This window comes from Streptococcus suis, assembly GCA_022354845.1.
GTDB classification, from domain to species: Bacteria; Bacillota; Bacilli; order Lactobacillales; family Streptococcaceae; genus Streptococcus; species Streptococcus suis_AA.
Genome location: CP031970.1, coordinates 1,591,239 through 1,606,669 on the forward strand (window position 1 = coordinate 1,591,239; position 15,431 = coordinate 1,606,669).

The window sequence follows — 15,431 nt, forward strand, 5'->3', positions numbered from 1 at the left end:
AAAGAAAAACTTGAATCCATTCGAGTTTTCCTTAATCATCACTATCTATTCGTTGTTAACTGCACTTACTGCGGTCGATTCTTGATGAGCTTTTTCCTTGGTTTTCTCGGGCACAATTGACTTTTCATCGACAATGTTTCGAGCGCTGTCCTCTGTAGCATGATTCGCCAAAGCGTTTTCTTCACTCTCCTTTACAACTGCTCCTGTAGCATCTTTTGTTGTAGTTTCTGTAGGTGTATGTGGAGCTGTTTCAGCGGTTTCATTCGTAACTTGGGCATCTGTTTCAGATAGACTTGATTGAGTTGATGGAACTGCTGATGCGGAACTTTCGGATACTTTTGTTGGTTCAGAAACTGTTTTTTTCACTGTTCCCCATCCTTCACTTGAAGCAGGTCGTTCTTTTGCAGAGTGAACAATCTGCCAATTTTTCAACCCTTCACGTTTTTCAATCGGTGTAACATTTTTAGCCAATTCTTCCCCATCTCGTTTGTCAAGAAGAGCTTGAACAGCCTCCAATTCTGCCTTGGATAAATCTTTCTTCGACACTGAACGGAGTGATCCGCCTGTTGCTCTTGGTAAGCTAAAGGCTTGACTAAAGACAAAACTTGCTGGATCTAAGACGTCTTTAGCTATAAAGATATACCCATCATTGGTTGCAAATTTTCCCTGAGCACGCGCAGCCATCACTTCTTCTGCTGTATAAATAATTTGCCAGTTTTTCAAACCTACACGGTTGATTTTTGGTGTTGCATTTAAAATAGGTGGCGCAATGTCCGTCGCTTCTCCATCACCATGTCCACTTGATGTCCAGGCGGATGGTCGAATGTCAGGGTGTTGCATGATATAGCGGATAGTCGCAATTTGCTCTTTGCTTAGCCATGTATGACGACTACCCCCCATATTTATATAGGGTGGAGTTGTTGAGGCCTCTAAGACTTTGACGGATGACCCTTGTAAATTCGGTTCCAACCGATTCGCCCACGACTCCAGAATCCGTGAGTGATAAATAAAGACATCGGCATCATAAATAGCCTTAATATCTACTGCCGATGGTTCATAAGAATGAATCCCCCTGCCTTGAACCAATCATTCGGACATCATTCCTTTCACCAGACACCTCCTTAACCAGTGAATAAATTGTGTAAAATGAAGTGACAACCTTCAATCCCGACTGAACCTGACTTGACTCCTTCTGCACTGAACAAGCAGCAAGAAAAAAACCAAGTACAATTAAGATACCGCAATGGATTATTTTCCTTATCATAATCTCCCTCTTTTTTATTAACCAGTTAACTATATCACGAGATAGTTAACCAGTCAAATATTTGTTTTGTTTATTTACATCAACCAATCCAACATCAAACTATTGCTCAAGAACGAACAAGCCCAGTATTCCTATCTCTTATAGAAATGAGTTAGATCAATTTCATTCCTATTTGCAAACGGTATTTCCTAACTCTCTACAGTTTCCCAAATAAAAAACCCGACCATAGGTCGAGTTTAATCATAGCTAATTATTTTACAGTTGCAGTGCTTGTAATCACTTCTACTGCTTTCTTCACAGCGATATCGTGTTTAAGCATTTCTGATGAAAGCAAGTTGCGAACTTGTTCCACTTCCATGTTGTATGTTGCTGCCAAGTCTTCGATTTCTTTGTTGATTTCTTCTTCAGTTGCTTCTAAGCCTTCTGCTTGAGCTACTGCTTCAACAACCAAGTTTGTCTTAGTACGTTTTTCAGCATCGGCTTCGTATTGATTATGCAAGTCATCTTGAGTTGTACCAGTGATTTGGAAGTACATATCAGGTGAGATACCTTGTTGTTTCAAACCACCTAAGAATTCGTTGATTGCACGATGAACTTCTTCGTGAATCATTTCTTCTGGCAATTCAACGATTTCAGCGTTTTCAACTGCCAATTCAAGAGCTGCTGATTCAACTGCATCATCAAATGCAATTTCTTTTGCTGTTTCTAATTCTTTACGGTATTTCGCTTTCAACTCATCAAGTGTTTCTACTTCTTCGTCAATATCTTTAGCTAGTTCATCGTCCAAAGCTGGAACTTCTTTTGCTTTTACTTCATGGATTTTTGTTACGAAGAGTGCTGATTTACCTGCAAGGTCATCTGCTTGATAATCTTCTGGGAAAGTAACTTCAACATTTACTTCTTCACCAGCTGCATGACCTACCAATTGTGCTTCAAAACCTGGGATGAATTGACCTGAACCAAGTCCAAGTGAGAAGTTTTCACCTTTACCACCGTCAAATTCAACTCCATCAACAGAACCAACAAAGTCGATGACAACAGTGTCACCTTCTTCAGCAGCACCTTCTTTGATGACCAATTCTGCCAAGTTATTGCGTTCACGTTCGATTTTCGCATCTACTTCTTCATCAGATACTTCTTTAGTTGCTTCTACTGAAACTGTCAAGTTTTTGTAGTCACCCAATTTCACTTCAGGTTTTGTCACAACTTCAGCATTAATAGTCCAATCTTGGCCTTTTTCCATTGACACTACATCAATTTTTGGTTGTGCAACGACTTCAAGACCAGCTTCAGCAACTGCTGCTTCATAGGCTGCAGGTAAAAGTGCATTCACAACATCTTGGTAAAGTGCTTCTTCACCAAATTTTTGGTTAAATACGGCACGTGGCAAGTGACCTTTACGGAAACCTGGAAGATTGATATCTTTCTTAACTTTGTTGAAAACGCGGTCCAATTCTGGTTTAATCGCATCTTGATCGATTGTGAAAGTCAATACACCGCGGTTTGTGTCTTTTGCTTCAAATGATACAGACATTCTGTCATTCTCCTTAAAATTTTATTGCATACTCTTCATTATAACACAATTGACAAGGATTTCAACGATTTTATGATTGAGTTTTGGGCAATTGGCAGAGCTGGAAACTAATCTTCTAATCTGGTTGTTGTCCAACATGAGCCGGCCACTTGCAGTCAGTCAAGCTCGTTTCGGATGAAGTGTTGCACATGGAAAGAGTGAAGCGGAAAGAGTCGTTATTTGTGGAGAGTGTCGTGGAGGGTTTGTGGGAGTTGCTGGAAGACAAATCTTTTGAAAAGATTAGTGTGTCAGAGTTGGTGGAGCGAGCTGGCATCGGTCGAGTTACCTTTTACCGAAACTTTTCTAATAAAGAAGAGGTACTCAAACGGTCATTCAACATGGAGTTACAAGCCTGGTTGTCAGAACAGCAGATCGACTTGTCGGATTGGACGGATGGTCAACTATTATCGGCTCTACGCCAATTTTTTGACTTTTGGTATGAGCAACAGGATAACATTCGCTTTTTGATTTGCTTAACTGGTATCCTGATCGCCCTTGTTGCGAAGTGATAAGTCCTGCATTTTTCAAGAGTGAAATCACCTTGCGGATGTAACTAGCATTTTTGCCAACGCTCTCAGCCAAGGCTTGCAAACTGAGAACTTCCTTGCTCTCACTAATCATAGTAAGAATGTGAAGGGCAACAGAAAATTTGGTATCCATCATAAGATTTTCCTCTCTGTTCATGTATCAACTACAGGAACAAGATTAACATAAGAGTGTCTCATTCGAAAAAAAATTATTTAAAAAATCACAACCTTCTGGCTGTGACTAATTTTTCCGTATTTTATCCTCTACATACGCTGCACGAGCTCCACCAATCAATTTTGGTCGGCTAGCAAGCGCCGTAACATGGGCTTGCCCAATTTCCCGAAGTATTGGTCTAACTGGAACCTGCACATGTTTGATATGCATGCCGATTGCCGTATCACCGATATCCACGCCTGCCTGAGCAGTAATAAATTCCACTTCGACTGGATCTTTCATATACTTGAAAGCTGCCAGCTGTCCAGAACCACCTGCATGAAGACTAGGCAAGACATTTACTATTTCCAAGTCTTTCTGAATTGCTAATTCTCTCTCCACGACCAAGGCACGATTGAGGTGTTCACAACCTTGGACTGCTAAATACATACCCTTTGGCTCCAGAATATCCAAAATCGTTTCAACAATCACCTCACCGACTTCCAGACTGGAGTTTTTGCCGATATGTCCACCGATTACTTCACTAGAGGACAGACCCAATACGAAAATCTGCCCTTTTTGAAGATTGCTGAGTTCTAAGACTTCCTCGACAATTTGCTGGGTTTGTTGTTTAATTTCGTTTAAAGACATGATTTACTGCACCAATTCTTTCTGCCGCCTGAGCTAGTAAATATCCCAGAACAAGACCTACTACATTTTGCAAGATATTTGCTACAAGACCCGTTACAGCATCTGCAACATTATACATTAAACTAGATGCTACAAAATAGCCGCCAACCATGGATACAGTCGCCAAAACAAGACCAATCAGCTGTTTCTTACCTGTCCAACCAGCAAAATAACCTTGTGCGCCGTGAAAAACTAGACTAAAGAAAGCCCACTGTGGATAACCTAACAGAAAATCAATCAGGAGACCTGACAAACCTCCAACAATCGCCCCTTCTTTCTTGCCCAAATAAAAGGCTGTAAAGAAAATACCTACATCCAATAGCGTAACAAAACCTGTTGGAGTTGGCACATGAATAAAGGCCAAAACCAGGCTAAGCGCCGTCAAAATCGCTAATAAAACTACATCCTGTGTTTTCTTATTTCTCATATTGAACCACCCCATACTCATCAGACGTCTCGATTGCCCGGTAGACAAACTCTTTCGATAACCGAACAGCCTCTAAAGGATCCTTGCCAAGTAAAAGTTGACTGGCAATGCTTGAAGCAAAGATACAGCCCGCACCGACATTATTACTGGTCAAAATTGGTGATTCCAACACCTCAATCGTTTGCCCATCATAATAAACATCAATTGCCTTATCTTTATCTAAACGATTACCACCCTTAATCACCACATGTTTAGCCCCTAACTCGTACAAATCACGCGCCGCCTGCTTCATTTCTTCGACAGTTTTAATGTCTCTTTGAATCAATAGCTGAGCTTCTGCCAAGTTTGGAGTGATAATGGTCACATATGGGAAAAATTTCAAGAGTTCGTCACGTAATTGGCTAACCTCTGTATCATGCGTTTCCTTGCAGACCAAAACAGGATCTAGCACCACAGGAATATCTTGGTGGGCCTGAATAACTTCCAAAGCCTGCTCTGCAATTTCAACATTTGGAAGAAGTCCAACCTTAATTGCTGAGAACGGAACGTTCTTCAAGCTAGTAAGCTGATGAGCAAAAATAGTCGAATCCGTAGGAAATACTTCGAATCCCTTCTCTGTCATAGCTGTCAAACAGGTGACGGCAACAAAGCCATGCAATTTATGAACAGTATAGGTTGTTAAATCTGCATGGAGTCCACCACCGCTAAAAATATCATTACCTGAAAGTGACAAAATATAATTAGTCTTCATAAATAATCTCCTTTAAATACAAGCCATTACCAGCAGCGGTAGGTCCAGCCAAATCGCGATTTTTTTCTTCCAAAATTCTCTTGATTTGGTGAACAGGCATGCGACCATTACCAATTTTTAGGAGGGTGCCCACCATATTTCGAACCTGCTTATATAAAAAGCCATTGCCCGAAAAAGTAAAAATCAAAAATTGTCGTCGCTGGTCATATTCTAGTGTTGCAGACGTGATGGTTCGCACCTTATTTTCTACTGAAGTCCCAGAAGCTGTAAAACCAGTGAAATCATGTGTACCCTCTAAGTCTTTGATGGCTTCTCTGATCAAAGAAAGGTCCAGATCATAAGGATAAAAGGTAGCATAATGCCGCATCATGGGATTTTTAGGTCGACCGATATCCACTAGAAATTCATAGGTTTTACTATGTTTGGCATAACGACAATGAAAATCATCCGCTACCTGCTCCACCTTGACCACATCGATATCCTCCGGAGTTTGCGTATCTAGGGCAAAACGAAGCCTTTCCTCATCTCGAGTACCTAGCAAGTCAAAATGTATCACCTGGCCATAAGCATGCACGCCTGCATCAGTCCGACCTGCACCATGCACTGTTACTGAGTGACCACTGTTCAACCGTTTCAAGGTTTTCTCGATTTCTTCCTGAACTGTTCGAGCATGAGGCTGACGTTGAAAACCAGAAAAATCATGCCCATCGTAGGAAATAATTGCTTTATATCTTGTCATGTTCTGATTGTAGCATAGGTGTATAGGATGAACAATACAGAAAAAACTCAACTGTCCTATCACAGATTAATACTCAATGAAAATCAAAATCAGATTAACTCCAAGAGAGTATTCCTATTGCGCAGTCTTATTTGACAGAAGAAGTTTTTAGCGACAATGCAGTAATTCAAACTTATCGAAAAGCCTATCAAGCATTTAAAACTAAGAGAGGGGCTCGTTCTAGTATTGAAGCACTGCTGAAACGAGCTAGTGGCGGAACGACTATCCGTAGTGTCAATCCCCTAGTAGACATTTACAACGCAGCCAGCCTCCGATATGCCCTCCCCGTAGGAGCTGAAGACATGGACCATTTTGTGGGAGATTTGCAGCTGACAATCACCGATGCCGGGGATGAATTTTATCTGATTGGAGACGACCGCAACCAACCAACACTTCCTGGTGAAATCTGTTATAAAGACGATGCCGGGGCCTTCTGCCGCTGTTTTAATTGGCGTGATGGGGAGCGCACTATGATTACCAATCAGACACAAAATAACTTCTTGGTGATTGAACTACTCGATGACAGTAGAGAACAAGCATTTCGAGAAGCTCTGGACTTTATTCAACAAGCAGCTACTCTACACCTAGGTGCCTCTGTTGAACATCAAAGCGTAACACTTCAGGAACCGCGCATTACAATAAATTAGATTGCTCACTTCGTCCACAACCGAGTCCATTGTTGACACCTCTTGTAAAAAGGATTATAATGAAATTCACTTGATTAGAATTATTCTTAAAAAGAGGAGGAGGTACGAATGGAATTACACTCTCATCTTAATGCAGAACACCAGACCGCCTTTGAACATGTTATTCAACATCTGAAAGAAAAAAGAATTCGAATAACCGAAACCAGGAAAGCTGTTGTTGCCTATATCATTGAAAGCGACGATCATCCTAGTGCGGAGATGATTTATTTGGATCTTTTACCTAACTATCCGAATATGAGCTTAGCGACAGTATACAATAACCTCAAGGTTTTATTAGAAGAAGGTTTTGTTACTGAACTGAAACGTGCGAACGACACTACCACCTACTATGATTTCATGGGACACGAACACCTCAATGTTATTTGTGAAAAATGTGGAAAAATCACAGACTTTATGGATGTGGAAATTCCTAGCCTCAAGAAAGAAGCACATGAGCAAACTGGCTATAAAATAACTAAAGAAGTCTTATCTATTTATGGAATTTGTCCAGAATGCCAACAGCTTAAAAAAATAGTGAGGTGACCGAATCGCACTTCTCATTCAGACAAGCATTGTAATGATGTTTGTCTTTTTGTTTTCACCAATCATCTTTTCCGAAAATCTTAGAATTATCAGAATTTTGTTATTTAGAATCGTTACAATTAAGCTTGACAATTTAATTATATCTGTTATAATTAAATCATAAATAATAATTATTCTAATTAAGGAACTACGATTATGAAACTAGTAACCCTTTTTAAAAACAATATACATATTCTAACGACCAGTCTTTGCCTACTCTTTATTTTGATTGGTGTCTTGTTACTTCAGATTGATCTAGAACCATTTGCTGCACCAGCATTCATTCTAGCCTTTCTAATCGGTGGGTATCAGTCCGCCAAAGATGGTCTTTCTGAACTTATTTTTGATAAACATTTATCAGTTGATGTTCTGATGATTTTAGCTGCTATTGGATCTGGTATTATTGGTTACTGGATGGAGGGAGCACTTCTCATCTTTATCTTCTCTCTTTCAAATACTTTGGAAGAATTGGCGATGGAAAAAAGTAGAAATGCCATCGCTTCACTGATGAACATGACACCACCCACAGCTCGTAAAATCGAAGAAAATGGGGACATTACAGTTTTAGAAACTGCAGATATTCACATCGGTGATTTCTTACAGGTTCGTAAAGGGGACACTGTTCCCTTGGACGGACGGTTGATGAGCAATCAATCTATTTTTGATGAGTCAATGATCACTGGTGAGCCTTTGCCTGCTGAAAAATTGATGGGCGCCACAGTTATCGGCGGAACCATTAACCAAGGTCCAACTGTTACCGTTCAAGTTACAGCTGAAAAAGGTGATGCTTTGTTTGACAAAATTGTTCAGATGGTTGAAAATGCACAGGAATCAAAGTCTAAAACGGCTACCTTCATTGAAAATATGGAAGATACCTATGTCAAAGTTGTACTTGTAGCAGTTCCCATTTTTATTCTCTTTGTACACTTTGCATTAGGATGGGACTGGTTGAATTCCTTCTATCGTGGTATGATTCTGTTAACCATTGCATCCCCATGTGCACTGGTCGCTAGCTCTTCACCTGCGACACTTTCTGCCATAAGCCGTGCGGCGCGCAAGGGCATGATTATCAAAGGCGGTGATATTGCGGATAACATCGCCAATTTAGAAGCCATTGTTTTCGATAAAACAGGTACATTAACCATTGGGAAACCAGAAGTTGTCGGGGCAACCTATCTTGGCGATGAAAACCTAATCAATGAAATTGTTCAAGCAGTTGAAAAACAATCTAGCCATCCTATCGCTCAAGCTCTTCAGAATTATACCGTTGACAGCTCTTCTATTGTCCTCCAAAACCTTAAAGACCTAACTGGTAAAGGTTTGGAAGCCGAGTACGAGGGAAATCGCTGGAAAATCGGTAAATCTGGCTTTGTGGTAGAAACGCTGGTCAAACCACTTTCTACTGACTTGATTACACACATTGATCAAGCAGAAGGCACGGGTAAAACGTTGGTCTATGTCAGCCAAAACGATCAACTAATGGCTATCTTTTTCATTGCGGATCGTGTAAAATCAGAGACTAAAACCCTGATCAGTCAATTGAAGGACATGGGAGTAACGCCTATACTCCTAACTGGAGACCAAGAAAAGACAGCCCGATATGTAGCTAGTCAAGTCGGTATCGAACGCGTCATTGCCAATTGCCTACCAACCGATAAGGCCTCAATCATCCAAGAGTTGCAAAAAGAGTTTGCTTCCGTTGGTATGGTTGGAGATGGGATTAACGATGCCCCAGCTCTTGCTCAAGCTAATGTCAGCTACGCTATGGGAAGCGGTACAGATATTGCGATGGAATCAGCGGATATTGTTCTCATGGAAGACTTGACTCGGATTCCGTATTCTATCCGCCTATCTAAAAAAATGCGTGGAATTATCAAACAAAATATCATTTTTGCCCTCTCAGTCATCGCAGTTCTCATCATCTCTAACCTCTTCCAATCAATTAATCTCCCACTCGGAGTAGTTGGTCATGAAGGCTCCACAATTCTTGTGATTTTGAATGGACTGAGACTCCTGTATTTTAAATAGCATAGTTGAATAAATTAGCTTTCAAACAAGGAACTAAGGTGCAGGCCGAAAGTAACGATGCATCAAAGTTATACTCAATGAAAATCAAAAGTAGTCTAGCTTCAACTATCTGGGAAACAGTTGAAGGCTGGAAAATATAGAGAATTGTGTTCTCGTCATTGAGCAGAAGACAGAGCTCTATCACTTTCTTGTTTCAAGGTAATAGGTTGAAAAGCTCCGCTGGAGCTCTTCACTCATTAAGGCTCTTGATATAAGATAATTTTGATTTTCGAAGAGTATTCATTCAAATGTCTATAAAAAATCCCTAGTAAAACATGCGTATTTACTAGGGATTTTTCATATTTTATATTAATAGGTTGCTAATCGTTTTTCTAAATGGGCTTGTCCAACCGCATAAAGGGTACAAATAAACCAGTAGATAAGAGCCACACAGATATAGACTGTCATATAATCAGACTTGGCTCCTCCGACAATTTTTGCCTTATTGAAAATCTCCGGAACCGTAATCATAGCAGTTAGGGAAGTACTCTTCACCATGTCTAATAAAACATTACTTAGAGGTGGAAGAGCAATCCGAAAGGCTTGAGGAATGATGATTTTTCGGTAAATCACGTTTGTTCTCAAGCCAAGCGACTTTGCTGCCTCCCATTGTCCTTTATCTATTGCTGAAAGAGATGCACGAATAATTTCAGAAATATAGGCACTAGACATTGAGGTAAAGGCAATGATAGAGGCAGAAATTGCATCCAATTGTATTCCCATAAATGGGAGACCAAAGTAAATAAAGAAGAGAAGAACCATAAGTGGGATGCCACGCATGAGTGAGATATGCAGCATCGCTAACCAGCGTAATGGGGTAATCTTAGACATTCGTAACAATGCGACGAAAAAGCCACAAAAAGTTCCTAATGCAAATCCAATCAATGACAGGGAAAGTGTATAAGGTAAGCCTTCCAGAATCTGCGGGATTGCTTCCCATGCAATTTCTGCATTAAATACTGCCTGCCAATTGATATTCATCTTTCCCTCTCTTTTCTTAAAACCTTAAATTGAAACTTAACAATGATCAACATCGACAAGATTGTTGAAGGTTAGCTACTTTGATTTTCATTGGGAATTACTCTACATCGATAACTGGCAATTCATCCGCATTTTCAACTGGCACTGTCAAGTCTTGACCACCATAGTATTTCTCAGAGATAGCTTTTAAGATCCCATCTGCTTTCATAGCCTCTATGGTTTCATCCAGTTTTTCTTTCAAACTATCATCGTATTTGCTCATCACAATCCCTTGTTCTGTTGGGTTGTATTGGGCATCTCCCATTTTTACTTTAATGTCCGGGAAGTTCGATTTCACCCATTGAATCGCCATAACCTGAGTGAAGTAGTCATTTGGAATAAAATCTGTACGACCTGTCGATACATCGCGGAGATACACATCATTTGTCACATTGTCATAAATAACTGGCTCTGCACCTTGTTTCTCAGCAATTTTCATATACTGAGTACCAGCTCCACCACCTGCTTTTTTATCAGCCCAGTCACTTAAGTCTGCAGCTTCAATACCAGAAGATCCATCTTCACGAACGATGTAGCCACCAACTGAATACTTGTAAGGGATAGAGAAGTTGTACTTTTCCTTACGTGCTTCTAACACATCAAAGTTATTCACAGAAATATCAACCTTGCCACTATCTACAGCGGTGAATGCTTCTGCTACACCAATTTCTTGATACTCGATTTCAAGATCCAATCGCTTACCGATTTCGTTGATCATGTCAATTTCATAACCAACTAGTTCCTGATTATCATTATAGTATGAAGTTGGGAACAAAGTACCTGGTGTTGCTACTTTCAATACACCAGCTTCTTGCACTTTTTCCCACTGCGTTTGTTCAGCAGAGGAACTATTTGTGCTCGAACTACTACTAGAGCATGCTGACAATGCTAGAGCAGAAACCAGAAGCGCTGAGGCTAAAACTTTTTTCAACATAAACAATCTCCTTTGGAGCCATTGCCCCTATAATCCTTTTTCGGTGTTACCTCACCAACTTTTATAGGTTAACATTTAGAAATCGTTTTTGCAAATAATTGAACCGAAAAATGTATTCCCTTACATTTCCCAACACTTTGAGACCTCCAGAGTTTCAGCCACTTGAAGTAAGATATCTTCCCTTCCTTTTGCAGCTGTCAATTGAACACCGATTGGTAGCCCATTTTTAGTGTGGTAGGTTGGTAAGCTGATTGATGGTTGACCTGTAATATTGGCTTGTTGGGTAAACGGTGTCCATGCTAAACTATCCTCGAACATGTCCCAAATTAACTGTTGTTGTTCCGACATTGATAATTCTTGCGAATGCAATAAGCGATTTACCATCTGATCTGTGGGAATAAATTGCTCTAAGGTTGGTGCAACATCTGCTACTGTTGGTGTCAACAATAGATCATAGGATTCATGAAAAGTCGCCATTTTTGCACTGTATTGGTCCCAATCTTGCAAGACTTTAGAGTAAAGTTTTGCTGGAATAGTTTGTCCACTTTGATAGATAGCCCATGTCATTGGTTCCATATCCTCCACCGTCATCGGCCGTCCGATAAATGCTTCAATATCGTCAAACATTTGGGCAGTCTCCACGCTATTCATGAGATAATAGGCTTTCATCACCTCAATGCCATCTAAAATTGGTGTTTTTAGCTCTTCCACCTCGTATCCAAGCGCCTCTAATCGTGGTAAAAGCTGGATAACAGCATTTTTTGCATCGTTTGAAACCAACGTTCCAATTGGAGATTGAAGGCTAAAAGCGATTTTAATCGGCTTTGTCATCGGACAAAACAGGGATTCTTTGACTAAAGGAGCAAGTGGAAAGGGAGCATCAACCTGATAGGTTTGTAAGTGAAAAAGAAGGCGCTTGGTATCTCTTATGGATCTGGTCAATGCAAAATTGCTGGAAGCACCCTGCCAACCACGATAGGAAGAAGGTCCTACAGGAACTCGTCCTCTACTTGGTTTGAGCCCAATCAAGGCATTAAATGAAGCAGGAATTCGAATGGACCCTCCTCCATCAGAAGCTGCCGCAATTGAGACCATTCCTGAAGCAACTGCTGCAGCTGCACCACCACTAGACCCTCCTGCATTTCGTGTCCTATCAAGTGGTAACCTTACAGGTCCATGAAGACTTGAATCAGAAATATTTTTAAAACCAAATTCAGGTGTGTTTGTGCGCCCCAAGATAAGGAAACCCATATTTTTAAGGGCTTGTACAAAATAATCTGTTTGACTAGCAATGCTAGCTTTAAACAATCGTGATCCAGATGTAGAAGGTTGACCACTTTCATTTTGCCCCAAATCCTTCAATAGGAGAGGAACACCCAAGAATGGTTTATCTTCATTACCATGACGATCAAGGTTATCTGCTTCAGCTAAGGCAGTTTCATACTGTTTTGAGACAACAGCATTATAAAGAGGATTCAATTTCTCAATGGTTTGGATCGCATCCTCAACTAATTCTCTTGAAGAAATTCGTTTTTCTCTAATTGCTTGGGACATGGCTGTCGCATCTTTAAATTCCATTTGTTACCTCACTTCTCCCTTTAAGGGTAACATAGATAGAAAAAATCAGCAAGTATTCCTTACTGATTTTTCCAATTATAAGTCATCAAGCGCATCTTTTACTTTATCAAAGAAGCCTTTTTTCTGTGGTTTTACATCAATATTCCCAGCTGTGGCGAATTCTTTTAGAGCGGCTTTTTGACGATCGTTTAATTCTGTCGGAGTCACAACATTGACGGTAACATACTGATCACCCATCGCTCCACCACGAATGCTAGGCGCACCTTTTCCTTTTAGACGGAATGTTTTACCAGTCTGGGTACCTTCTGGAATAACCATGTCAACATCACCGTGAACAGTTGGTACATGAACAGTGTCACCTAAAGCTGCCTGAACAAAGTTCAGATTCAATTTATAGTGAATCGTTGTTCCCTCACGCTCAAACTTGTCTGAGGCTTGAACCTGGATAACTACATAAAGATCTCCATAAGGACCTCCATTAAAACCAGCTTCCCCTTGACCTGCCAAACGAATACGTTGACCTGATTCAACACCCGCAGGAACTTTAACTGTTACTGTATGAGCTTGTTTTTCATGACCAGTACCATGACAAGTCGTACATGGGTCTTTGATTTGTTTCCCACGACCGTGACAGACATCACAAGTCATTTGGCGACGCATGGTTCCGAGAGGTGTTTGTGTATCCACATTAATGACACCAGAACCATGACAGCGACCACAGGTTACTGGACTAGTTCCAGGTTTTGCACCAGAACCTGAACAGGTCCGGCAGGTTGCTTCACGATTGTAGGAAACTTCTCGTTCCACACCAAAAATCGCTTCTTCAAATTTCAAGTTGACTGCATACTGCAAATCATCCCCTTGACGAGGTGCATTAGGATTACGGCTTGCACCGCCTCCACCAAAGAAGCTTGAGAAGATATCTTCAAAACCGCCGAAACCAGCTCCATCAAATCCACCAAAACCACCTGCTCCACCACCGAAGCCACCATTGGCTCCTGCAGGACCATATTGGTCATAGGCAGCCCGTTTTTGAGGATCGCTCAAAGTTTCATAAGCCTCTTGAACTTCCTTATATTTATCCTCCGCACCCGGATCCTTATTAATGTCTGGATGGTATTTTTTTGAAAGCTTCCGATATGCTTTTTTTATCTCGTCCTGTGAAGCATCCTTAGAAACCCCCAGACGATCGTAAAATTCAGTATTGTTCATATAAGATACTAAGGGCGTTAAGCGGACACAGCCAAAATAGGAGTTTTGACGCAGGACGACATCGTCCTAGGAAAAACTATCTTTTTGGCACAGTCCGTAGCCCGTGTTCGATTACGAACACTTTCCTTTCTATCATGGTTTTGGAAAAGTGAAAACAGCAAACTGACGCAGTGTGTCTAACACACTAGGAAGTTTATCTTTTTCACTAGGTTTTTAGCCTGTGTTCGAATAACCGAACTTGTATTCCTTTCTTTAGAATGTTGAAAGTAGCCCGTGTTCGATTACGAACACTTTCCTTTCTGTAAAACTTAGACAAAGTGAAAATAGGGAGTGAAAGTGTCCAGTGGACACTTTCAGCCCTGTCGTACAAAAACAATAAGCGACAGGTATTTCTCAAAAAGTCTATCCCCAGACTTTTTGACTTTTCACACAGCTTTTAGGGCGGGTTCATTTCCTTTCGTTAAATAATAGACGAAACTCAGAAAGTAGCCCATGTTCGTTTACGAACACTTTCCTTTCTATGAAGATATTAAGCCGTTAAGTGACTCAAAGAAAAATAGGGAGTGAAAGTGTCCAGCGGACACTTTCAGCCCTGTCGCACAAAAACAATAAGCGACAGGTATTCTTCAAAAAGTCTATCCCCAGACTTTTTGACTTTTCACACAGCTTTTAGAGCGGGTTCATTTCCTTTCGTTAAATAATAGACGAAACTCAGAAAGTAGCCCGTGTTCGATTACGAACACTTTCCTTTCTATGAAGATATTAAACCGTTAAGCGACTCAAAGAAAAATAAGGAGTGAGAGGTCCAGTGGACACTTTCAGCCCTGTCGCACAAAAACAACGAGCGACAGGTATTCCTCAAAAAGTCTATCCCCAGACTTTTTGACTTTTCCACAGAGTCGTAGGCGTATTCAATTCTGTAAAAGTTAGAATGCTATTTACCCAAAAACAGAGGCTGGGTTGCAACCTCTGTGATTGGAAATTTTATTGACGAATGATTTCTATTTTCTAGAAAATGAGAACTGAGTTCGAGCTAAGAACTTCGGAAAAATAAATTTCCACGCTCTACATACTCAAAGAAATCCAAGACTAGGCTAGGCAACTGGACGAAGATTGAACTAGGGTTCATAGAGGAGAGTTAACAAAGCCTAGTGAAGAATTTCGTGGCTCGGGATTAAAAGATCTCCG

Annotated in this window: 14 protein-coding genes and 2 pseudogenes; 4 read left to right on the forward strand and 12 right to left on the reverse strand. The window is 40.6% G+C overall.

Going from position 1 to position 15,431, the window contains the following annotated elements; genetic code table 11:
- Positions 1-45 precede the first annotated feature (45 nt).
- The 3 genes from D2A30_08305 to D2A30_08315 all read right to left on the reverse strand — a co-directional run bounded on the left by D2A30_08305 (position 46) and on the right by D2A30_08315 (position 2,798).
- A complete protein-coding gene (locus D2A30_08305; GenBank protein ID ULL22022.1) occupies positions 46-1,068 on the reverse strand; it encodes a pneumococcal-type histidine triad protein in 1,023 nt (340 codons plus the stop codon).
- Positions 1,055-1,264, reverse strand: coding sequence for a hypothetical protein (locus D2A30_08310; GenBank protein ID ULL21574.1), 210 nt, complete (start codon positions 1,262-1,264; stop codon positions 1,055-1,057). The genes D2A30_08305 and D2A30_08310 overlap by 14 nt, the downstream gene beginning before the upstream one ends.
- Before the next feature lie 250 nt (positions 1,265-1,514).
- Complete coding sequence (locus tag D2A30_08315; protein ID ULL21575.1) at positions 1,515-2,798, reverse strand: trigger factor; 1,284 nt, start codon at positions 2,796-2,798, stop codon at positions 1,515-1,517.
- A gap of 179 nt (positions 2,799-2,977) precedes the next feature.
- Between D2A30_08315 and D2A30_08320 the strand changes: the two are divergent.
- Positions 2,978-3,298 (forward strand): annotated as a pseudogene (locus D2A30_08320) (TetR family transcriptional regulator).
- A 4-nt stretch (positions 3,299-3,302) separates the two neighbouring features.
- Here D2A30_08320 and D2A30_08325 read toward each other — a convergent pair.
- The 5 genes and pseudogenes from D2A30_08325 to truA all read right to left on the reverse strand — a co-directional run bounded on the left by D2A30_08325 (position 3,303) and on the right by truA (position 6,125).
- Positions 3,303-3,497, reverse strand: a pseudogene (locus D2A30_08325) (transcriptional regulator).
- Between the two features lie 108 nt (positions 3,498-3,605).
- Complete coding sequence (locus D2A30_08330; protein ID ULL21576.1) at positions 3,606-4,169, reverse strand: TIGR01440 family protein; 564 nt, start codon at positions 4,167-4,169, stop codon at positions 3,606-3,608.
- Entirely contained in the window at positions 4,150-4,635 is a 486-nt protein-coding gene (locus tag D2A30_08335; protein ID ULL21577.1) for an ECF transporter S component, read from the reverse strand. The genes D2A30_08330 and D2A30_08335 overlap by 20 nt, the downstream gene beginning before the upstream one ends.
- A complete protein-coding gene (locus tag D2A30_08340) occupies positions 4,625-5,386 on the reverse strand; it encodes a bifunctional hydroxymethylpyrimidine kinase/phosphomethylpyrimidine kinase (GenBank protein ID ULL21578.1) in 762 nt (253 codons plus the stop codon). The genes D2A30_08335 and D2A30_08340 overlap by 11 nt, the downstream gene beginning before the upstream one ends.
- Entirely contained in the window at positions 5,376-6,125 is a 750-nt protein-coding gene (gene truA, locus D2A30_08345) for a tRNA pseudouridine(38-40) synthase TruA (protein ULL21579.1), read from the reverse strand. The genes D2A30_08340 and truA overlap by 11 nt, the downstream gene beginning before the upstream one ends.
- 110 nt (positions 6,126-6,235) lie before the next feature.
- Here truA and D2A30_08350 point away from each other — a divergent pair, with 110 nt between their 5' ends.
- From D2A30_08350 to D2A30_08360, 3 genes are all read left to right on the forward strand, one after another.
- A complete protein-coding gene (locus tag D2A30_08350) occupies positions 6,236-6,811 on the forward strand; it encodes a hypothetical protein (GenBank protein ULL21580.1) in 576 nt (191 codons plus the stop codon).
- Positions 6,812-6,919: 108 nt separating this feature from the next.
- The gene (locus D2A30_08355; GenBank protein ID ULL21581.1) at positions 6,920-7,393 is read left to right on the forward strand and encodes a transcriptional repressor; all 474 of its coding nucleotides are present in this window, start codon (positions 6,920-6,922) and stop codon (positions 7,391-7,393) included.
- A gap of 195 nt (positions 7,394-7,588) precedes the next feature.
- Positions 7,589-9,460 carry a heavy metal translocating P-type ATPase gene (locus tag D2A30_08360; protein ULL21582.1) on the forward strand — a complete coding sequence of 624 codons (1,872 nt, stop codon included), beginning with the start codon at positions 7,589-7,591 and terminating at the stop codon, positions 9,458-9,460.
- A 348-nt stretch (positions 9,461-9,808) separates the two neighbouring features.
- Here the strand turns inward: D2A30_08360 and D2A30_08365 are convergent, their stop codons facing one another.
- The 4 genes from D2A30_08365 to dnaJ all read right to left on the reverse strand — a co-directional run bounded on the left by D2A30_08365 (position 9,809) and on the right by dnaJ (position 14,243).
- The gene (locus tag D2A30_08365; GenBank protein ID ULL21583.1) at positions 9,809-10,480 is read right to left on the reverse strand and encodes an amino acid ABC transporter permease; all 672 of its coding nucleotides are present in this window, start codon (positions 10,478-10,480) and stop codon (positions 9,809-9,811) included.
- A gap of 97 nt (positions 10,481-10,577) precedes the next feature.
- Positions 10,578-11,453 carry an ABC transporter substrate-binding protein gene (locus D2A30_08370; protein ID ULL21584.1) on the reverse strand — a complete coding sequence of 292 codons (876 nt, stop codon included), beginning with the start codon at positions 11,451-11,453 and terminating at the stop codon, positions 10,578-10,580.
- 120 nt (positions 11,454-11,573) lie between these two features.
- Positions 11,574-13,031 carry an amidase gene (locus D2A30_08375; GenBank protein ULL21585.1) on the reverse strand — a complete coding sequence of 486 codons (1,458 nt, stop codon included), beginning with the start codon at positions 13,029-13,031 and terminating at the stop codon, positions 11,574-11,576.
- Positions 13,032-13,106: 75 nt separating this feature from the next.
- Entirely contained in the window at positions 13,107-14,243 is a 1,137-nt protein-coding gene (gene dnaJ / locus D2A30_08380) for a molecular chaperone DnaJ (protein ULL21586.1), read from the reverse strand.
- Positions 14,244-15,431 lie beyond the last annotated feature (1,188 nt).